16 protein-coding genes are annotated in these 20,233 nt (G+C 54.2%); 9 read left to right on the top strand and 7 right to left on the bottom strand.

Features of this window, described 5'->3' with window-relative positions; all coding sequences use genetic code 11:
- Positions 1 to 94 precede the first annotated feature (94 nt).
- Both ebgA and HV037_RS03200 read left to right on the top strand, forming a co-directional pair.
- Positions 95 to 3,187 carry a beta-galactosidase subunit alpha gene (gene ebgA, locus HV037_RS03205; protein WP_103284259.1) on the top strand — a complete coding sequence of 1,031 codons (3,093 nt, stop codon included), beginning with the start codon at positions 95 to 97 and terminating at the stop codon, positions 3,185 to 3,187.
- Positions 3,184 to 3,585 carry a beta-galactosidase subunit beta gene (locus tag HV037_RS03200; RefSeq protein WP_103284260.1) on the top strand — a complete coding sequence of 134 codons (402 nt, stop codon included), beginning with the start codon at positions 3,184 to 3,186 and terminating at the stop codon, positions 3,583 to 3,585. The genes ebgA and HV037_RS03200 overlap by 4 nt, the downstream gene beginning before the upstream one ends.
- On the opposite strand, the gene HV037_RS03195 is transcribed toward HV037_RS03200, so the two are convergent.
- The 6 genes from HV037_RS03195 to HV037_RS03170 all read right to left on the bottom strand — a co-directional run bounded on the left by HV037_RS03195 (position 3,520) and on the right by HV037_RS03170 (position 10,076).
- Positions 3,520 to 4,217, bottom strand: a protein-coding gene (locus tag HV037_RS03195; RefSeq protein WP_223274117.1) for an IS1 family transposase whose coding sequence is annotated in 2 segments (ribosomal slippage) — positions 3,520 to 3,968 and positions 3,968 to 4,217 — 699 coding nt in all. Because the reading frame shifts where the segments join, the coding sequence is not laid out codon by codon here. The two genes, HV037_RS03200 and HV037_RS03195, sit on opposite strands and share 66 nt — an antisense overlap.
- 231 nt (positions 4,218 to 4,448) lie before the next feature.
- On the bottom strand, positions 4,449 to 5,507 hold the full coding sequence (locus tag HV037_RS03190; RefSeq protein ID WP_103284261.1) for a glycoside hydrolase family 130 protein: 1,059 nt from the start codon (positions 5,505 to 5,507) through the stop codon (positions 4,449 to 4,451).
- On the bottom strand, positions 5,491 to 7,074 hold the full coding sequence (locus HV037_RS03185) for an alpha-glucosidase (protein WP_103284262.1): 1,584 nt from the start codon (positions 7,072 to 7,074) through the stop codon (positions 5,491 to 5,493). Before HV037_RS03185 ends, HV037_RS03190 begins: the two co-directional genes overlap by 17 nt.
- 11 nt (positions 7,075 to 7,085) lie before the next feature.
- Positions 7,086 to 7,913 (bottom strand): carbohydrate ABC transporter permease, encoded by an 828-nt coding sequence (locus HV037_RS03180; protein WP_016157527.1) that lies wholly within the window; start codon positions 7,911 to 7,913, stop codon positions 7,086 to 7,088.
- The gene (locus HV037_RS03175; protein WP_016154602.1) at positions 7,914 to 8,780 is read right to left on the bottom strand and encodes a sugar ABC transporter permease; all 867 of its coding nucleotides are present in this window, start codon (positions 8,778 to 8,780) and stop codon (positions 7,914 to 7,916) included. It lies immediately after the preceding gene.
- 9 nt (positions 8,781 to 8,789) lie between these two features.
- The gene (locus HV037_RS03170; RefSeq protein WP_103284263.1) at positions 8,790 to 10,076 is read right to left on the bottom strand and encodes an ABC transporter substrate-binding protein; all 1,287 of its coding nucleotides are present in this window, start codon (positions 10,074 to 10,076) and stop codon (positions 8,790 to 8,792) included.
- A 211-nt stretch (positions 10,077 to 10,287) separates the two neighbouring features.
- On the opposite strand from HV037_RS03170, the gene HV037_RS03165 reads away from it, so the two are divergent.
- The 4 genes from HV037_RS03165 (at position 10,288) to HV037_RS03150 (ending at position 15,972) form a co-directional block, all read left to right on the top strand.
- Complete coding sequence (locus HV037_RS03165) at positions 10,288 to 11,334, top strand: LacI family DNA-binding transcriptional regulator (protein ID WP_016157528.1); 1,047 nt, start codon at positions 10,288 to 10,290, stop codon at positions 11,332 to 11,334.
- Between the two features lie 25 nt (positions 11,335 to 11,359).
- On the top strand, positions 11,360 to 12,748 hold the full coding sequence (locus HV037_RS03160; RefSeq protein WP_016157529.1) for a phosphomannomutase/phosphoglucomutase: 1,389 nt from the start codon (positions 11,360 to 11,362) through the stop codon (positions 12,746 to 12,748).
- Positions 12,745 to 13,812, top strand: coding sequence for a sn-glycerol-3-phosphate ABC transporter ATP-binding protein UgpC (gene ugpC, locus HV037_RS03155; RefSeq protein ID WP_016157530.1), 1,068 nt, complete (start codon positions 12,745 to 12,747; stop codon positions 13,810 to 13,812). The genes HV037_RS03160 and ugpC overlap by 4 nt, the downstream gene beginning before the upstream one ends.
- Positions 13,813 to 13,953: 141 nt before the next feature.
- Positions 13,954 to 15,972, top strand: a complete 2,019-nt coding sequence (locus HV037_RS03150) for an NADPH-dependent 2,4-dienoyl-CoA reductase (protein ID WP_103284264.1) — start codon at positions 13,954 to 13,956, stop codon at positions 15,970 to 15,972.
- Between the two features lie 56 nt (positions 15,973 to 16,028).
- Here the strand turns inward: HV037_RS03150 and rlmG are convergent, their stop codons facing one another.
- On the bottom strand, positions 16,029 to 17,165 hold the full coding sequence (gene rlmG / locus HV037_RS03145; RefSeq protein WP_016157532.1) for a 23S rRNA (guanine(1835)-N(2))-methyltransferase RlmG: 1,137 nt from the start codon (positions 17,163 to 17,165) through the stop codon (positions 16,029 to 16,031).
- A gap of 83 nt (positions 17,166 to 17,248) precedes the next feature.
- Between rlmG and HV037_RS03140 the strand changes: the two genes are divergently transcribed.
- From HV037_RS03140 to HV037_RS03130, 3 genes are all read left to right on the top strand, one after another.
- The gene (locus tag HV037_RS03140; protein ID WP_016157533.1) at positions 17,249 to 17,749 is read left to right on the top strand and encodes a M48 family metallopeptidase; all 501 of its coding nucleotides are present in this window, start codon (positions 17,249 to 17,251) and stop codon (positions 17,747 to 17,749) included.
- Positions 17,750 to 17,821: 72 nt separating this feature from the next.
- Complete coding sequence (locus HV037_RS03135) at positions 17,822 to 18,820, top strand: Gfo/Idh/MocA family oxidoreductase (protein ID WP_016154610.1); 999 nt, start codon at positions 17,822 to 17,824, stop codon at positions 18,818 to 18,820.
- Between the two features lie 271 nt (positions 18,821 to 19,091).
- Positions 19,092 to 20,060: a TerC family protein gene (locus HV037_RS03130; protein WP_016154611.1), complete on the top strand. Its 969-nt coding sequence runs from the start codon at positions 19,092 to 19,094 to the stop codon at positions 20,058 to 20,060.
- Positions 20,061 to 20,233 lie beyond the last annotated feature (173 nt).

Raw genomic sequence — 20,233 nt, 5'->3', positions numbered from 1 at the left:
TATATTTTAGTAAAACTTTTACTAAAATCACCATCAATTACACTTACTCACCATTACAATGAATGGTTCCGATTTTTCTCCACCGGGAGGCCTTATGAATCGCTGGGAAAACATTCAGCTCACCCACGAAAATCGACTGGCGCCACGCGCATATTTTTTCTCTTATGACTCCGTTGCGCAGGCTCGCTCGTTTGCCCGCGAAACCAGCAGCCTCTTTCAGTTGCTAAGCGGTCAGTGGAATTTTCAGTTCTTTGAGCATCCGCTGCAGGTCCCGGAAATCTTTACGTCGCAGTTGATGAATGACTGGGGCAGCATCACCGTCCCAGGCATGTGGCAGATGGAAGGACACGGCAAACTGCAGTATACCGACGAAGGTTTTCCTTTCCCGATTGATGTCCCCTACGTTCCGACCAATAACCCCACCGGAGCCTACCAGCGCATTTTCTCCCTCAGCGAAGGCTGGCAGGGCAAACAAACGCTGATTAAATTTGATGGCGTAGAAACCTACTTCGAAGTTTACGTGAATGGTCAGTACGTTGGTTTCAGCAAAGGCAGCCGCCTGACGGCTGAATTTGATATCAGCGCGGTGGTAAAGACCGGTGACAACCTGCTGTGCGTTCGCGTAATGCAATGGGCTGATTCCACTTACGTTGAAGACCAGGACATGTGGTGGTCGGCGGGAATTTTCCGCGACGTCTATCTGGTAGGCAAACAGGCGACCCATATTCAGGATTTTACCGTTCGCACCGAGTTCGATGATGACTATCGCGACGCCACCCTCACCTGCGACATTGCGCTGGAAAACCTGGCTGCCACGCCAGCGATGGCGTCGCTCGAATACACCTTGTTTGACGGTGAGCAGGCGCTGCATAGCGGCGTGATTAACAATCTGGCAGTGGATCAACACACCCGCACCGCTTTTAATTTCAAGGTTAGCGCGCCGCAGCAGTGGTCAGCGGAATCGCCGTATCTTTATCATCTGGTGATGACGCTGAAAGATGCCAACGGCAATCTCCTTGAGGTCGTGCCACAGCGGGTCGGATTCCGCGATATCAAAGTTCGCGACGGTCTGTTTTACATCAATAACCGCTACGTGATGCTGCATGGCGTTAACCGCCACGATAACGATCATCTTAAAGGCCGTGCGGTTGGCATGGATCGCGTTGAAAAAGATCTGCTGTTAATGAAGCAGCACAACATCAATTCCGTGCGTACCGCCCATTACCCGAACGATCCGCGCTTCTATGAATTGTGCGATATCTACGGTCTGTTCGTGATGGCCGAAACCGACGTTGAATCTCACGGCTTCGCCAATATCGGCGATATCAGCCGGATAACGGACGATCCGCTGTGGGAAAACGTCTACGTTGAGCGCATCGTGCGCCAAATCCATGCACAAAAAAACCACCCGTCGATCGTCATCTGGTCGCTCGGCAACGAATCCGGATACGGCTGTAACATCCGCGCCATGTATCACGCCGCGAAAGCGCTGGATGACACGCGTCTGATCCATTACGAAGAAGATCGTGACGCCGAAGTGGTGGATATCATCTCCACCATGTACACCCGTGTGCCGCTGATGAATGAGTTTGGCGAATATCCACATCCTAAGCCGCGCATCATCTGCGAATATGCTCACGCCATGGGCAACGGTCCCGGCGGGCTGACGGAATATCAGAACGTCTTTTATCAGCATGATTGCATTCAGGGACACTATGTCTGGGAGTGGTGCGATCACGGGATTCAGGCCAAAGATGACGACGGCAACGTCTGGTACAAATATGGCGGCGACTACGGCGACTATCCGAACAATTATAACTTCTGCCTTGATGGCCTGATTTATTCCGATCAAACCCCGGGGCCGGGTCTGCAGGAATACAAGCAGGTGATTGCGCCAGTAAAAGTACGCGCACAGGATCTGGCTCGCGGCGAGCTACGGGTAGAAAACAAACTGTGGTTTACCACGCTTGACGACTACACCTTGCATATTGAGGTTCGCGCCGAGGGAGATACGCTTTCTGCTCAGCAGATAAAACTGCGCGACGTCCCTCCTGACAGCGATACCCTGGTGCAATGCACACTGCCGGAGCTGGATGCGCGCGAAGCGTTCCTCAACGTCATCGTGACGAAAGATTCCCGTACGGCATACAGCGAAGCCGGGCACCACATCGCGACTTATCAGTTCCCGCTGAAGGCCAGAACGGCGGCTGCCGTACCGTTTAGCCAGCAAAACGCTACCCCTCTGACGCTGGAAGACAGCCGCCAGAGCTGCACCATACGCGGTTATAACTTCCTTCTGACCTTCTCAAAACTGAACGGTAAGCCCATTAGCTGGACCGTTAACGGTGAGGAGCTGATTACCCGCGAGCCGAAGATTAATTTCTTCAAACCAACCATTGATAACCACAAACAAGAGTTCGAAGGCCTTTGGCAACCAAATCATTTACAGATTATGCAGGAGCATCTGCGCGATTTTGCCATTGAGCAAACCGATGACGCGCTGTTGATAACCAGCCAGACGATTATCGCCCCGCCGGTATTTGATTTCGGTATGCGCTGTACCTACCGCTGGCGGATTGCCGCAGATGGTCAGTTGAACGTGGAGCTTTCCGGCCAGCCTTACGGCGAGTACCGGGACATTATTCCGTGCATCGGCTTCACGATGGGCATCAACGGCGATTTGGGGCAGGTGGCGTATTACGGACGTGGTCCCGGTGAAAACTATGCCGATAGCCAGCAGGCCAACATCATCGATATCTGGCGCAGCAGCGTGGATGAGATGTTCGAAAACTATCCGTTCCCGCAAAACAACGGCAATCGTCAGGACGTGCGCTGGGCAACGCTAACCAACCGCCACGGCAACGGTCTGCTGGTGGTTCCGCAGCGCCCTGTCAACCTGAGCGCCTGGCGCTATACGCCAGAAAATATCTTTGCCGCACAGCACTGTAATGCGCTGCAGCGCAGCGATGACATCACCCTGAATCTGGACCACCAGGTGCTGGGCTTAGGTTCCAACTCCTGGGGAAGCGAGGTGCTTGATTCCTGGCGCGTCTGGTTCCGTTCGTTCAGCTACGGCTTCACGTTGTTGCCGGTTTCCGGTAGCGAATCTAGCGCTCAAACCGCCGCCAGCCGCGTCTTTGGTACCGGGTTCTTTTCCACGAATTTGCACAGCGAGAATACAAAATGAGGATCATCGACAACTTAGCGCAGTTCCAACAAATTTACGCATCCGGGAAGAAGTGGCAGCGCTGCGTCGAAGCGATTGAAAATATTGATAATATTCAACCAGGCGTCGCCCACTCTATCGGTGATTCCCTGAGCTATCGCGTGGAGACAGACTCCGCGACCGATGCGCTGTTTACCGGTCATCGTCGTTATTTTGAGATCCATTACTACCTGCAAGGACAGCAAAAAATAGAGTATGCCGCCAAAGAGGATCTCCAGGTGGTTGAATATTATCGCGATGAAACCGATCGCGAATATCTGAAAGGCTGTGGAAAAACCGGTAATGACTCCAACTTACTGATAGTGTTTTATGTTCAGATAATGCCCGATGACTTTGTCATGCAGCTCCACCGATTTTGAGAACGACAGTGACTTCCTGCCCAGCCTTGCCAGATGCTGCCTCAGATTCAGGTTATGCCGCTCAATGCGCTGCGTATATCGCTTGCTGATAACGTGCAGTTCTCCCTTCAGGCGTGATTCATAAAGCGGCCAGCCATCCGTCATCCATACCACGACCTCAAAGGCCGACAGCAGGCCAAGAAGACGCTCCAGCGTGGCCAACGTGCGTTCACCGAATACGTGCGCCACAACCGTCCTCCGTATCCTGTCATACGCGTAAAACAACCAGCGCTGGCGTGATTTAGCGCCGACGTAACCCCACTGTTCGTCCATTTCCGCGCAAACAATGACGTCACTGCCCGGTTGTATGCGTGAGTTTACCGACTGCGGCCTGAGTTTTTTAAGTGTCGTAAAATCGTGTTGAGGCCAACGCCCATAATGCGTGCACTGGCGCGACATCCGACGCCATTCATGGCCATATCAATAATTTTCTGGTGTGTACCGGGCTGAGAGGCGGTGTAAGTGAACTGTAGCTGCCATGTTTTACGGCAGTGAGAGCAGAGATAGCGCTGATGTCCGGCAGTGCTTTTACCGTTACGCACCACGCCTTCAGTAGCTGAACAGGAGGGACAGCTGATAGAAACAGAAGCCACTGGAGCACCTCAAAAACACCATCATACACTAAATCAGTAAGTTGGCACCATTACCGCTCACCTGAAATACAATGTGAAATTAAATATACAGACTTGCAGGGCATTTATTGCCCTGCTCTTCTGTTGTGTACTTTCATTATTTGTAGCAAAGATTCGTCCACCAGCGGCCGCAACGTGTGAATCGCCCCCCTGCCAGAAGGAGGTTTAGCAACCCAGGACGCTCTGCGGCATTTATTCAACCCCCAGATGCCGCCACAGTTTGTCCAGCGGCATTGTCGCCAGCGCCACACACTCATCGGCGGCGCCATACCAGACGTGCAGCGTCTCATCGCGGATCAGCGCCCCACAGGTGAACACCACATTGCCGAAGAAGCCTTCGCGCTCGTAGGGCGCATCTGGCTCCAGCAACGGCACCGGTGATTTCGCCAGAATTTGGGTCGGATCGTTGAGATCCAGCAGCAGCGCGCCGAGGCAGTAGCGCTGATCGGCATCCACACCGTGGTAGATCTCCAGCCAGCCGCGATCGGTTTTTAATACCGGCGCGCCGCCGCCTGATTTACGGCAGTCCCAGGCATCGCCGGACCGTCCCAGCAGGTGGCGATGGTTGCCCCAGTGCAGCATATCCGGCGACTCGCAGATCCAGATTTCCGGATGACCGAAGTGGCACGGGGCCGGACGGGTCAGGGCGTGATATTTACCGGCGATCTTTTCCGGGAAAAAGCAGACGTCGCGGTTGTCCGGACAGAGGATCAACCCTTTTTTCTCCACCGTGACAAAATCTTTGGTCACCGCCAGCGCGGTAGAGATCCCCAGCGACGACACCGCCGAGTAGTTGATGTACGCGATATCATCGATGCGGGTGATCCGCGCATCTTCGCAGCCAAACTCTTCATATTGCGTATCGGCGATAATAAACGGCTGGCTGTCAATCCGGAAGTTCACCCCATCGCGACTGCGCGCCAGACGCAGATGCGACATGGAGGTCAGCCACACCCGCGCCGGATCGCTTTTCAGCACGATCACCCGCGGATCGCTGAAATCATAGCGTTCATCGCGACGATCGAAACTTGCGGTGGCCTGTACCCAGCCCGCATCGGTTTTTTCCAACAGCGGTACGACACGCTGCTGCGGGTCGGAATTGATCACGCTTTCCGCCACCCGCAGCAGCAAAACGATCTCTCCGTCACACTCCGTTACGCCAGCATTGAAAACACAATCGACCTTCCTGCCGGGCAGTGAAGGCGTCACGTCCGCCGGGGTAATCAACGGGTTTTTATTGTGCCTGTCCATGTACTCTCCTTTTGATCAAACATTGATTCTTGCCAATCCATTGCGCGTCCTCCCCGTACAGCACTTCAGCCTCAATCTCCTGCCACGGATTGCGAACGGGCGCACCAAAGTTGATGGCGACCCAGACCTGCTCCGCCGCCGTCGAACGGGTAAACCAGACACATTCGTCAGTGAGGTCGAGCGAGTCCTGCTGTCCCTGATGCAGCGCCGCAACGCGGTGGCGCAGGGCGATCAGCCGTCGGTACTGATGCCAGAACGATGTTTCATCCTGCTGCTGGCGCTCCGCGTTAATCAGGGCGATATCGCCGCCGACGGGCATCCACGGCGCGACGGAGGAAAATCCGCCAAAGGGGGCGTCGCGCCAGGGCAGCGGCGCGCGCGAACCATCCCGCGAATGTTCAATAGCCAGCGCCAGCGCCTGCTGTGGGCTGCTGCCTGCGGCAAGGGCGGTGCGGTAATGGGTTTTTCCCTGAATATCAAAAAGCTGCTCTGCCGTTTGCGGACGGTAGTCGGTCACCCCCAGCTCTTCTCCCTGGAAGATAAACGGCACGCCGCTCACCGTTAGCTGAAGCGCCAGCACCGCCAGCGCCCGCCCGGTATCGCGCTCGTTTTCGCCAAAGCGGCTGATCATCCGCGACATATCATGGCTGGAGAAAAACAGCGTCGGTAAACCCGACTGCGCAGCCAGCGTGGTTTTTAACTGGCTGAAAAGACGGGAAACATCAAAGATTTTCTGGCTGCCGATATTGAAATTAAACACCACGTCCATCAGCTGCGGGCTTTGATAGCGGCTGAGCACGTCAGGGTCTTCGCTGCCGATTTCGCCAATCAGGAAATAGTCGCCCTGCGCCCGAACATGGGCACACAGCCGTTGCAGCGTTTCAGGGAGTCGCGGCTGATTGATGTCAAATTCATGGCGCTGCTCGCCGTTCTCTTCCGGGTTATCAGGCCCAATGCCGTCGGTAGTAAGAAAGTTGATGACGTCAAAGCGAAAACCGTCCACCCCCTGCGTAACCCAGAAATCCACTACCCGGTAAATTTCCTGTTCCACCGCGGGGTTGGCCCAGTTGAGATCCACCTGGCCGGGCGCGAATTTATGGTAATAAAACTCGCCGGTGTCTGGCTCAGCGGTCCACGCGCTGCCGGAAAAGAAAGAACGCCAGTTATTCGGCTGGCGGCGAAAAAGGAAATAATCACGATAGCGGCTGCCCGGATTATTCCACGCATCGCAAAACCAGGGATGTTCTGAGGAGACGTGATTGACCACCAGATCGATAATCACCCGAATGCCTCTGGCATGGCAGCCGTCAACCACCCGGCGGAAATCGTCCAGAGTGCCGAAACGGGCGTCAACGGCGCAGTAATCGCTGATATCGTAGCCGTTATCCACCAGCGGAGAGGGATAAAACGGCGTGATCCACACCGCGCCGATGCCCAGTGCCTGCAAATAATCCAGCCGGGAAATCAGGCCCGGAAAATCGCCCAGCCCGTCGTTATTGCCGTCGCAAAACGAAGGCAGATAAATTTGATAGCAGGTACACGCCTGCCACCACGGTTGCTTTTTCACCGTCACGTTCCTTATTTCAGTGATAACGACATGCCTTCGAGGAAGTATTTTCTGAACAGAATAAACAGGACAACGATTGGCAGCATCTGCACCACCGACCCCGCCAGCACCGGTCCCAGGTAGATGCCGTAGGATTTGCTGAAGGTGGCGAGCAGCACCGAAAACGGCATTTTGTCCACTTCGCGCATCACGATCAGCGGCCAGAGGAAGTTGTCCCATGAGCTGGAAAAGGTGAACAGTGCGACAATCGCCAGAATGGATTTATTCAGCGGCATCATCACATGCCGCAGGATCCCCCACAGGCTGGCGTGATCGAGCCTTGCGGCATACAGGTAATCATTCGGCGTGCCTTTAAAGCTCTGCGAAACCATAAAAATGCCCCAGGCGCTCATCGCATACGGCAGGATCATCGCCCCGTAGCTGTTGATCAGCCCCAGTTCACGCATCAGGACAAACTGTGGAATGATGAACATAAAGACCGGGAAAACCATCTGCACAATCAACAGGTTGCGAAACGCATTTTTGCCGCGAAACTCGGTTTTCGCGACGGCATATCCCACCAGCATTGAGGTCAGCGTGACGCAGACGGTAATGGTGAGCGACACGAACAGCGAGTTAACCAGGGTGCGCAAAAAAGGTTTGTCCGCCCGGTTGCTGTTATCGAACAGAAAAGCGTAATTCTCCAGCGTCAGATGACCGGAAAACAGCCCGGTCGTGTAGATTTGCGCCGTCGGTTTCAACGAGGAGATCACCATCCAGATAAAAGGATAAAGCCAGGTGAGCGCCAGCAAAAACATCACGGCGTGAATGAGCAGCGTTAAGGGAGTCATTTTCTTCATTCACACAATCTCGATATGTTTTTCGAATACTTTGCGGAAGACCCAGATGGCGAGGAAACTGCATGCCGCAACGATAATCGACATGGTCGCCGCCCAGGTTGGCTTCATTTTCTGGAACGCCACTTCATACATCACCACCATCGGACTGGTGGTGCTGTTGAGCGGCCCGCCGCCGGTGATAAGATACGGCTCGGTAAAGATGCTGAACGCCACGGTAATCGCCAGCACCATCACCATCACGATTTGCGCGTTCATCATCGGCAGGGTAATCGCCCAACTTTGCTTAAACTTCCCGGTTTTATCCAACTGCGCCGCGCTGTAAATATCCGCGGGGATCGCCACCATCCCGGAATAGAGAATCAGCCCGTAATAACCGACGAATTTCCAGGTGACAATTAACGCAATGGATAACATGGCGCAGTCAGGGTTGGTAAACCAGGGCACAGAGATGCCGAAACTGGCCTGTAAAAATTGATTGACCGGCCCGTATTCGCTGAACAGTTTTGCAAAGACGATGGAATAGGCCACCCCCGAAGAGATATTCGCCAGTAAAAAGCTCAGGGCAATAAAACTTTTCCCGTACTTAATTTTTCGTAATCCCGCGGCAAACAGCAACGAGGCAAGAAAGACAATCGGGATATACCACATTAAAAAACGGCACACGTTCCACATCGATTGCCAGAATAACGCGTCATGAAACACGCCAATGATATTCTGTAATCCGCTAAACGTCGGCGTGCCAATAAATTGCCAGTTCGTCACGCTAAGCACGACCAGCCAGCACAGCGGATAAAACCAGAACAGCAACGAATAACCGATCCACGTGGAGGCCAACAGGCCTCCGGTGCGGGATTCATATCCAGCCATTTTTTCCCCTTATTTCGCCAGCAATGTGTTAATTTCCTGCGCGGATTTATCGAGGGTGGCTGCCGGATCGGCGTGGTTGAAAATGACCTGCTCCAGCATCTGCGTCATGCTGCGCTGAATCTCCGTGGTTTGCGTAGTGGCCGCTGGCGGCAGCGCGACGTCCACGTAAGAAGCGATCGCCTTCTCCAGCGGGTTTTTCTCAAAGTAATTCACAAACAGCGGATTACTCATTAAATCACTGCGTGCTGGCGGCATACCGGTCAGCTCCAGCCAGCTCCGGTCGTGCTCGGCGTTGTTAAAGACCCACTGAATAAACGCCCACGCCTGCGCTTTGCGCTTGCTGGAACTGAAGATCACCACCCCTTTGCTGTCGCCGAACGTATACGGGTGCGCGTCGCCTTTCTCGGTGAGCATCGGCCCAATTTGCAGCGTTTTGAGGATCTCCGGATACTGCTTGTGATAGCGAGCGATATCCCACGGACCGCGCGCGGACGCCAGCACCTGCCCGGTCGCTAACGGATCGTCGGCGGCGGTGAAGTCGTAGCTGCTCCACTTGCTGTTAAAGACTTTCCCCATAAAGGTCAGTAGCGCCTGTCCGGCAGGATCGGCAAACGTCGCCTGATGACCCGCGAGGTAAGGTTTACCGCCGTTTTGCGCATAATAAAGCGGAATAAAATCGAACCAGCGTTCCCACCAGTTTTTCCCGGCGGTCATCTGGATAACATAGCCGTTATTATCCGCCGCCCGGCGCTCTGCCAACTGATAAAGCTCATCATAACGGGTCGGAACATGATCAAAACCATACTGCTTGAGTAAATCGCCCCGCCACCACCAGACGATAGGATTAATATAGATTGGCAGAACGTGTTGCTCGCCGTTTAATTGCCAGGCAGGAATAATTTTGCCCATCTGTCGGTTATTAACGAGTTCATTAAAACCACTCATTTTAGACAGGTCTTCAAGCTGACCAATTTCCACCAACTGGCTGGCAAAACCGATAAAGATATTACTGGAAATATCGGGTTCCGTGCCGGAAGCCAGCGCGTTCATTATTGCCTCTTCAGAACTGCTGGCGGCAGGAATGGGCGTAAATTCGACCGGGGTATGCGCCGGGTCTTTATTCCATTCTTTAACCATAGTATTCCAGAAGGCTTCTTCATTTTCGTTTGGTGCCACCCACATTTTAATTGGCGTTTTTGCTGTCTCTGCGGATTTTTTATCATCCGGACCGCAGCCAGAAATACAAAATGCGAATAGTACACAGGCTGTTAATTTAGCTAATTTTACAACTCTCACGATAACTCTCCATTTACTTTCAATAAGTATTGATTTACCGCTACCCTGCTATTGAATGGAGCGTAAATTAACACCCCCTTTTTATGTTTAACGTTAAACAAATCACAAAACGATTTTTGTTTAACGTTAAACTTTGCATCAACGTTCAACGCAATGGACGATAGAAATAAATAATTCACGCCAATATATAAACCAAGCAAATATATTAAACATGAAAATAAACGTTAATGATAATAAAGATAAGAAACGTATTACGATAAAATCATTGGCCAAGATTATGGGTATTTCCCATACCACGGTGTCGAACGCATGGAATAATCCGGAAAAATTATCTCCGGAGCTGCGCCAGCGAATTTTGCAATATGCCAGCGAGCTTGGCTTTCAGGGACCGGACAAGCTGGCGCGCGCGCTGCGTACCGGTAAATCTGACACCATCGGCGTGATATTCAACGACTCTATGAGTTACGTGTTTATCGATCCCCACGACATTGCGCTGATGCGGGGGATCGCCGTCCAGTGTGAAGAACAAAACGTCAATCTGGTCTTGATCCCTTTGCGTAAGCGGCAACAGACGCCGCTCAACACCCTGGTTGATGGCTATATTCTCAACGCCACGCATAACAATGCAGCCATGATCCAGCACGCGCTGGCTCATGGGCGTCCGGTGGTCACGCTCGATTTTCAGTTTCCCGACCACAGCAGCGTCTCCATCGATAACGCCTGCGCCATGCGCGATATTGCCCGCTATCTGGCCGATAAAGGTCATCGACATTTCGGCATCATCGCCTTTCCGTCACAGCCCTCCGCGCAGGGAATGTGCGATCTGACCGCCCCCGTCACCGGCGACAACCTGCTGATGCTCTCCCGCGTGAATGTCTGCCGGGAGGTTTTCCAGCAGCGCGGCTTCGCCCTTGATACGTGCTGGCTGTATCAAACCCGACACGATGAAGAACACGGCGAACAGGCGGCCAAAGCGTTACTGGAAACCCATCCGGAGATCACTGCGCTTATCTGCCTTTCCGATCGCTTCGCCGTCGGCGCGATCCACTACTGCCAACGGCAGCAACTGGCGGTTCCGCAGCGGGTTGCCGTTACCGGTTTCGATAATCTCGCCGTTGAGGTGGCGGGAATACGCCTGACCACCATCGCTCAAGACGCGGAAAAGAAAGGGGAAATGGCCGTCAAATTGCTGCTCACCAGAGGACCGGTGACCCACTATGAATTGCCTTACCAGCTCATCATTCGGGAGTCAGCCTGACTCATTAATTACAGAAGAGTAGATTATGGATGAACTAACCTGTTTTAAAGCCTACGACATTCGCGGTGAGGTTGGCGTCAACCTGACGCCGGATATCGCCTTTCGCATCGGTCGCGCTTACGCCGCCTGGCGCCATCCGCGCCGGGTAGTGATCGGCGCCGACATTCGCCTTAGCTCGGAATCGTTAAAATCCGCCGTGACCGACGGGCTGATTTCCAGCGGCGTGGATGTTATCGACATTGGTCTGTCAGGCACCGAAGAGATCTATTTCGCCACCCGGGAACTGCGTGCCGACGGCGGCATTCAGATTACCGCCAGCCATAACCCGGCGCAGTACAATGGTATGAAACTGGTGCGCGAAGAGGCGCGTCCGATCAGTAACGACAACGGCCTGCTGGAGATAAAAGCGCTGGCGGAGCGCAACGACTTTGCACCGATCGTCCATCGTGGCAGCCTCATCCCTTATGATAATCGCCCCGCCTGGATTGCCTGCCTGCTGCGCTTCCTTCAGCATCCGCCGACTCGCCCGCTACGTATTGTGACCAACGCCGGACATGGCACCGTCGGGCCTGCGCTTGACGCGATCGCCGACGGGCTGGCCCGTGCGGGCGTTCAGATTGAGTTTATTCGCCTGCACCATCAGCCGGACGGTCATTTCCCGGCAGGCGTGCCGAATCCGATGCTGACGGAAAACCGCCTCATCACCCAGCAGGCGGTTATCGAAAATCAGGCTGATTTCGGCATCGCCTGGGATGGCGATTTCGATCGCTGCTTCTTCTTTGATGAGTGTGGCCGCTTTATTGAGAGCTACTACCTGGTTGGCCTGTTCGCCGAGCACTTCCTGCAACGCTCCGCAGGCAGTCATATCATTCTGGACCCGCGCCTGACGTGGAATACGCTGGACGTTGTAACTCGCTGCGGCGGAATCCCGGTCATCAGCAAAACCGGGCACGCCTTTATCAAAGCGCGGATGCGCGAAGAGGACGCGGTCTACGGCGGAGAAATGAGCGGCCACCACTACTTCCGCGATTTTGGCTATTGCGACAGCGGGATGATCCCACTGGTATTGCTGCTGCAAATTATCGGCAGCGACAGCCGTCCGCTGTCGGCGTATATCGAACACGCCCAGGTGCGCTTTCCGGTTTCCGGCGAAATCAATCTGACGGTGGCCGATCCGCAATCTGTCATGCAATCCATCGCCGCTCACTATCTGCAAGCCGGCGGCCTGCGTGACGATTGCGACGGGTTGAGCATCGACTTCGTTGACTGGCGCTTCAACTTACGCGCCTCCAACACCGAGCCGCTGCTGCGCCTGAACGTGGAAACCCGCGCGGATACGGCACTGCTGGCGCGCAAAACCGATGAAATTTTAACGCTGATTGCAGCCTGGGATTCTGACAAGGAGAGGTTATGACCGCGCTAAGCCTGAGCAATATTCATAAAGCATGGGGCAAGAACACCATCATTGAAAATCTGTCGCTGGAGATCGCCTCCGGGGAGTTCATTGTGCTGGTTGGCCCTTCCGGATGCGGGAAATCCACGCTGCTGCGGATCATCGCCGGACTGGAAATCCCCGACGGCGGTAAACTGGTGATGGGGGGAAAAGAGGTCACCAGGCTTGCGGCGGGCAAACGCAACCTGTCGATGGTGTTTCAGTCCTACGCCCTCTACCCGCATATGACCGTCAGGGAAAATCTGTCATTCGGTTTACGTAATATCAATACGCCCGCCGCCGAGATTGATAAGCGGGTCGCTCACGCCGCCAGCATGCTGAAGCTGGAAGAAATGCTGGACAGGCTGCCGCAGAATCTGTCCGGCGGGCAGCGCCAACGTGTGGCGATCGGGCGTTCTATTGTCCAGCAACCGGAACTGTTTCTGTTTGATGAACCGCTGTCTAACCTGGATGCCGCGTTGCGGGTCGGGATGCGCCAGGAGATCCAGCAACTGCATAACACCCTGAAAAACACCATGATCTATGTAACGCACGATCAGGTGGAGGCGATGACGCTGGCCGATCGCATCGTGGTGCTTTACAAGGGAAAAATTGAGCAGGTGGGCACGCCGCTGGAGCTGTATAACACCCCGGCAAACCTGTTTGTCGCTGAGTTTATCGGCACGCCGAAAATCAATGTTCTGCCAGCGGTATGGTGTGAAGGCGCTCTGCATATCGCCGATAACCTCGTCTTCCGCCTCACCCGTCAGCCCGCAGGCGTTAGCGACGGGGACAAACTGTTTGTCGCCATCCGCCCGGAGCATATGCAGTACCAGCAGACCGGGGATTTCACATTGCAAGGTCGTACCCGGCTGTGTGAATTACAGGGCGACTCCACGCTGGTGTGGTTGGATTTGGCCGGCCACCCCGTGTGCCTGAAGTCTTTTCAACAGCTTAGCTTCATGCCGGATACACCGCTTACGCTCACCGTACAAGAGTCGCACCTGCACCTCTTTGACGGCCTGGGTAAACGACTGGCGTTCTGACCCACTTGCCCTTGCGTCCGCAGGGGCATTTTTTGAATCCCATCACAATCACGGCATTCCCCTTTTCCCTTTTACGCGGCGAAGGCTAAATTATTAACTCATCCGACCACATAACAATAATTTTACATACTGGACACCTTTATGAGCTATCCGTCGCTGTTCGCCCCGCTCGATTTAGGCTTCACCACGCTTAAAAACCGCGTGCTGATGGGTTCAATGCATACCGGGCTGGAGGAGTATCCCGACGGTGCAGAACGGCTGGCCGCGTTCTACGCCGAACGCGCCCGTCACGGCGTAGCGTTAATTGTGAGCGGAGGTATTGCGCCTGCGCTTTCCGGCGTGGGGATGGAAGGCGGCGCGATGCTGAACGACACCAGCCAACTTGCACATCATCGCGTCATTACCGACGCCGTGCATGACGAAGGCGGCAAAATCGCCCTGCAAATCCTGCATACCGGGCGTTACAGCTACCAGCCGCATCTGGTGGCACCTTCTGCCATTCAGGCGCCAATCAACCGCTTTACGCCGCATGAGCTGACGCACGATGAGGTGCTGCAGTTGATTGAAGATTTCGCCCACTGCGCTCAACTGGCGCGGGAAGCGGGCTATGATGGCGTCGAAGTGATGGGCTCGGAAGGCTATCTCATCAACGAATTCCTGACTCTGCGTACCAATCAGCGCAATGACGAATGGGGCGGCGAGTATGCCAACCGCATGCGTTTTGCCGTGGAAGTGGTGCGCGCGGTACGCCAGCGTGCCGGTAATGACTTTATTATTATCTTCCGCCTGTCGATGCTCGATCTGGTGGAAAACGGCGGAACCTTCGACGAAACCGTCCAACTGGCGCAGGCGATAGAAGCCGCAGGGGCGACCATTATTAACACCGGTATTGGCTGGCATGAGGCGCGTATTCCCACTATTGCCACCCCGGTGCCGCGCGGTGCGTTTAGTTGGGTGACACGTAAGCTGAAAGGGCATGTGACGATCCCACTGGTCACCACCAACCGCATTAACGATCCTCAAGTCGCCGATGACATTCTGGCCCGTGGCGATGCCGATATGGTGTCGATGGCCCGTCCGTTCCTCGCCGATGCCGAACTGCTGTCAAAAGCGCAAACCGGGCGAGCGGATGAGATCAATACCTGTATCGGCTGTAACCAGGCCTGCCTGGATCAGATCTTCGTCGGCAAAGTCACCTCTTGCCTGGTGAATCCGCGCGCCTGCCATGAGACCAAAATGCCGATCGTTGCCGCCACTGTGCCGAAAAATCTGGCGGTTGTCGGAGCAGGTCCTGCAGGCCTCGCCTTCGCCATAAATGCCGCCGCACGCGGTCATCACGTGACGTTGTTTGACGCGCATAGCGAGATTGGCGGGCAGTTTAATATCGCTAAGCAGATCCCCGGCAAAGAAGAATTTTATGAAACCCTGCGCTACTACCGCCGGATGATCGATGTGACTGGCGTGTCGCTGAAGCTGAATCACTTTGTCAGCGCACGCGATCTGTACCCCTTCGATGAAGTGATCCTCGCCAGCGGGATCGAGCCTCGCATGCCACCGATCGAGGGGATCGACCACCCTAAAGTACTGAGCTATCTTGACGTCCTGCGCGATAAAACGCCGGTGGGCAAACGCGTGGCGATCGTTGGCTGCGGCGGGATAGGTTTTGATACCGCCATGTATTTGAGCCAGCCCGGTGAGCCCACCAGCCAAAACATTGCGGAATTCTGCGTGGAATGGGGGATCGACACCAGCCTGCAACAGCCTGGCGGCTTACGCCTGGAAGGCCCGCACTTATCCCGCAGCCCGCGCCAGATAGTGATGTTGCAGCGCAAAGCCAGCAAACCGGGACAAGGTTCAGGGAAAACGACGGGCTGGATCCATCGCGCCACCCTGCTCTCACGCGGCGTGAAAATGATCCCGGCAGTTAGCTATCAGAAAATTGATGATGATGGCTTACACGTTGTGCTGAACGGCGAACCGGTGATCTTTAACGTGGATAACGTGGTGATTTGCGCCGGACAAGAGCCGCGCCGTGAGCTGGTCGATCCGCTCCACGCGGCGGGTAAAACGGTGCATCTGATCGGCGGCTGCGATGTGGCGATGGAGCTGGATGCCCGACGCGCTATTGCGCAAGGGACGATGCTGGCGCTGGAAATTTAACAGTATGTATTTCGTAGGCCGGATAAGGCGGTCACGCCGCCATCCGGCACACACGATTAGCGGCGGCGACCGGTTTTGACCGCTTTCAGTACCACGAATTTATTATTGGTGGCGATGGTCACGCAGTTGCCGAAAATCTTCTTCAGCTTGTGGAAGTAGTCAAGGTGACGGTTAGCCACAATGTACAGCTCACCGTTGATTTTCAGGCAGCGACGAGCGTGGTGGAACATCTCCCAGGCAATGTTATCCGTCAGCGCGTGCTTCTGGTGGAACGGTGGGTTACACAGCACGGCGTTAAAGCGGAACGGTTCGACGCCCGACAGCGCGTTGTTGATCATAAACTCACAGCGATCCAGCGCTTCAGGCATGTTACTTTCCACGTTCAAGCGGCTTGAAGCCACCGCCATCGGCGATTCATCAACAAATACCACGCTGGCTTCCGGGTTCTTCGCCAGCAGCGTCATACCGATGACGCCGTTACCACAGCCGAGGTCAACAATCTCCCCTTCGAGGTTTTCCGGCAGATGCTCGATAAAAAAGCGCGCGCCGATATCCAGTCCGGTACGGGAGAAGACGTTGGCGTGGTTATGGATAGTCCATTCGGTACCTTCCAGCTTCCAGCTTAGCGTTTGCGAGGCAGCGGCCAGCTCAGGTTTGCTGAACGTACAGTTGATTAAACGGGCTTTTTTCCACGCCAGCGTCGTGGTGGTTGGACCCAACACTTTTTCGAACAGCTCCAGCGTCGAGGTATGCACATCACGCGCTTTTGCCCCGGCGATGATACGCGTTTGCGGCGTTACCACTTCGCGCAGCGCGCGCAGTTGCTGCTCCAGCAGCGCCATGGTTTTTGGCAGCTTAATCAGCACCACGCCCGGCGCCTGCGGGTAGTCAGCCGTACTGTCGAGGAACTTGACGCTCGACTCGGCAATATCGTTATGACGCAGGTTCTCGCGTGTGGCAAGCTCGCTGAGATAAGAATCGCCAATGCTGTACGGCGAATGTTGCGCCAGCGCACAGCCCAGTGCGCCAAAGGTATCATTCAGGATTAGCACCGGGCCGCTAATCTCGGTATCGTCCAGCTGTTGCAGCAGATATTCATCTGCCGCTTCCCACGCCAGCAGCGGGTTAACGTCATCCGTTTCCGGGAAACGTTTAAGTGACAGCGAACGGAAACCGTTGTCTATGTGGCTCATCGGCCCTCCTGAATGGTAAAATTTCGGCGTATCCCTGAAAAGGGTGCGTGAGTATACACTTTTTATGATTGGCATGGGCAAAGATGAACCAACTAACTTATCTCCAGGGCTATCCGGAGAATTTACTTTCTCAGGTGAGAACGCTGATTGCTGAACAGCGTCTGGGCGCAGTGCTGGAGAAGCGCTATCCGGGGACGCATGATTTCGCGACCGACAAAGCGCTCTGGCAATATACTCAGGATCTGAAAAATCAGTTCCTGCGTAATGCCCCGCCGCTGAATAAAGTCATGTATGACAGCAAGATACACGTTCTGAAGAATGCGCTGGGGCTGCATACCGCCGTATCTCGCGTGCAGGGCGGTAAGCTAAAAGCCAAAGCGGAGATCCGCGTTGCCACCGTGTTTCGCAATGCCCCTGAACCTTTTTTACGCATGATCGTCGTCCATGAACTGGCGCATCTGAAAGAAAAAGAGCACGACAAAGCGTTTTACCAGCTGTGCTGTCATATGGAGCCTCAGTATCATCAACTGGAGTTCGATACCCGCCTGTGGTTAACGCAACAATCGTTAAAGCAAACTGCGTAGTCGCGCACTGGCTTTGTCTTCAGGGCATGCTAAATTGACGAAAGGATCCCTTTTCGCAGCCTGAAGGCCATTATGATACGTTTCGCAGTAATTGGCACAAACTGGATCACCCGCCAGTTTGTCGATGCCGCCCATGAAACCGGCAAATATAAGTTAACCGCGGTCTATTCCCGTAGCCTTGAACAGGCGCAGACCTTCGCCAACGATTACCCCGTCGAGCATCTGTTTACCTCACTGGAAGCGATGGCGCAAAGCGAGGCGATCGACGCCGTCTACATCGCCAGTCCAAACTCCCTGCACTTCCCGCAGACCGAGCTGTTTTTGCGGCACAAAAAGCATGTTATTTGCGAAAAGCCGCTGGCCTCAAACCTGGCGCAAGCCGAAGCCGCTATCGCCTGCGCGCGCGAAAATCAGGTCGTGCTGTTTGAAGCGTTTAAGACCGCCAGCTTGCCTAACTTCCTGCTGTTGCAGCAATCTCTACCCAAAGTCGGAAGAATCAGGAAAGCGTTTATTAATTACTGCCAGTACTCCTCGCGTTACCAGCGCTATCTGGACGGTGAAAATCCGAACACGTTTAATCCGGCGTTCTCAAATGGCTCGATCATGGATATCGGTTTTTACTGCCTGGCCTCAGCGGTTGCGCTGTGGGGTGAACCGCAAAGCGTTCAGGCCAGCGCCAGTCTGCTGGAAAGCGGCGTAGATGCCCACGGCGTGGTGGTGATGAATTACGGTGATTTCAGCGTCACACTCCAGCACTCAAAAGTAAGCGACTCGGTGTTAGCCAGTGAAATTCAGGGCGAGCAGGGATCGCTGGTGATCGAGCATATCTCCGAGTGTCAGAAAGTGTGCTTCGTTCCTCGCGGGGGGAAAACCCAGGATCTGACGACGCCTCAGCACATCAATACTATGCTGTATGAGGCAGAGGCTTTTGCTCATTTGGTTGAATCCGGCGAAGTGGATCACCCCGCACTGGCCGTCAGCCGTATCACCGCCAAACTGCAAACAGAGATTCGCCGCCAGACCGGCGTGATTTTCCCGGCAGATGAAGCGGTAACATCGCTGACTGCGTAAAGGTATGTAAAACGAATGTTGCAGGCCATTGACTGAATGCATGGCCTGTAATATTTTGTAACCCGCAAAGGGGAGTAACTTCGTTGTCGGTTGATCGTCATTACGATGTGTGAAAAACCACATCCGGTCGCCGGGCGATAACAAAGGAATACGCCATCGTATTCCTTTGTTGTTGTAAGTGAGACCTTGCCGAATGGCAAGGTCTATGCATAAAAAGCAGCGGCTAACGTCATTCGGCGTTGGCCGTTTTTTTTATGCATGGGGAAATACAATGAATACTGTCGGCACACCGTTGTTATGGGGTGGCTTCGCTGTCGTGGTGGTAATTATGCTGGCCATCGACCTGCTGTTGCAGGGTCGTCGTGGCGCGCATACGATGTCGATGAAGCAGGCTGCGGCCTGGTCAATCGTTTGGGTAACGCTGTCGTTACTGTTTAACGCCGTCTTCTGGTGGTACCTGGCACAAACCCAGGGCCGCGCCGTTGCCGACCCACAGGCGCTGGCGTTCCTTACCGGCTATTTGATCGAAAAATCGCTGGCAGTAGATAACGTCTTTGTCTGGTTGATGCTGTTCAGCTACTTCTCCGTACCGCCTGCGTTGCAGCGTCGGGTACTGGTGTATGGCGTGCTGGGAGCCATTGTTCTGCGTACGATCATGATCTTCGCCGGCAGTTGGCTTATCACCCAATTTGAGTGGCTGTTGTACGTGTTCGGTGCATTCCTGCTGTTTACCGGCGTGAAGATGGCGCTGGCGAAAGAAGATGCTTCCGGTATTGGCGACAGACCGTTAGTACGCTGGCTGCGCGGTCATTTGCGCATGACCGATACCATCGAAGATGAAAAATTCTTCGTGCGTAAAAACGGCCTGCTGTTTGTTACGCCGCTGATGCTGGTGTTGATTCTGGTTGAGCTGAGCGACGTCATTTTTGCCGTCGACAGTATTCCGGCTATCTTTGCCGTCACTACCGACCCGTTCATCGTGTTGACCTCAAACCTGTTTGCTATTTTAGGTCTGCGCGCAATGTACTTCCTGCTGGCGGGCGTGGCGGAGCGTTTCTCCATGCTGAAGTACGGTTTGTCGGTCATTCTGGTGTTTATCGGTATTAAGATGCTGATCGTCGATTTCTACCATATCCCGATCGCTATCTCGTTAGGCGTGGTATTTGGCATTCTGTTTGTGACGCTGATTGTGAACGCCTGGGTCAACCACCAGCACGATAAAAAGCAACAAATACAGTAAGTTTCATCTGCTAGCTGAAAAGCCCGACAGCACACTGCGTGCGTCGGGCTTTTTGTTTATCATGTCAAAATAATGTTAACTCAAAGTTATAAAATATGATCTCGACGCGAAATCCAGGATATTTCGCTTCCAGAACCCTGTTCTTTCCTTATACTCAGCCATGCAAACATTTG

Source organism: Citrobacter sp. RHBSTW-00017, from assembly GCF_013797615.1.
Classification (GTDB): Bacteria; Pseudomonadota; Gammaproteobacteria; order Enterobacterales; family Enterobacteriaceae; genus Citrobacter; species Citrobacter braakii.
The sequence above is the reverse complement of the archived record's forward strand: the minus strand, read 5'-3'. Positions and strand labels throughout refer to the sequence as shown.

Excerpts from the sequence above, each read along its gene's own strand:
- HV037_RS03140 (WP_016157533.1), top strand. The coding sequence starts at position 17,249 with ATGAACCAACTAACTTATCTCCAGGGCTATCCGGAGAATTTACTTTCT.
- HV037_RS03190 (WP_103284261.1), bottom strand. The coding sequence starts at position 5,507 with ATGGACAGGCACAATAAAAACCCGTTGATTACCCCGGCGGACGTGACG.
- rlmG (WP_016157532.1), bottom strand. The coding sequence starts at position 17,165 with ATGAGCCACATAGACAACGGTTTCCGTTCGCTGTCACTTAAACGTTTC.
- HV037_RS03160 (WP_016157529.1), top strand. The coding sequence starts at position 11,360 with ATGGATGAACTAACCTGTTTTAAAGCCTACGACATTCGCGGTGAGGTT.
- ugpC (WP_016157530.1), top strand. The coding sequence starts at position 12,745 with ATGACCGCGCTAAGCCTGAGCAATATTCATAAAGCATGGGGCAAGAAC.
- HV037_RS03200 (WP_103284260.1), top strand. The coding sequence starts at position 3,184 with ATGAGGATCATCGACAACTTAGCGCAGTTCCAACAAATTTACGCATCC.
- HV037_RS03180 (WP_016157527.1), bottom strand. The coding sequence starts at position 7,913 with ATGAAGAAAATGACTCCCTTAACGCTGCTCATTCACGCCGTGATGTTT.
- HV037_RS03135 (WP_016154610.1), top strand. The coding sequence starts at position 17,822 with ATGATACGTTTCGCAGTAATTGGCACAAACTGGATCACCCGCCAGTTT.
- HV037_RS03165 (WP_016157528.1), top strand. The coding sequence starts at position 10,288 with ATGAAAATAAACGTTAATGATAATAAAGATAAGAAACGTATTACGATA.
- HV037_RS03130 (WP_016154611.1), top strand. The coding sequence starts at position 19,092 with ATGAATACTGTCGGCACACCGTTGTTATGGGGTGGCTTCGCTGTCGTG.
- ebgA (WP_103284259.1), top strand. The coding sequence starts at position 95 with ATGAATCGCTGGGAAAACATTCAGCTCACCCACGAAAATCGACTGGCG.
- HV037_RS03150 (WP_103284264.1), top strand. The coding sequence starts at position 13,954 with ATGAGCTATCCGTCGCTGTTCGCCCCGCTCGATTTAGGCTTCACCACG.
- HV037_RS03175 (WP_016154602.1), bottom strand. The coding sequence starts at position 8,780 with ATGGCTGGATATGAATCCCGCACCGGAGGCCTGTTGGCCTCCACGTGG.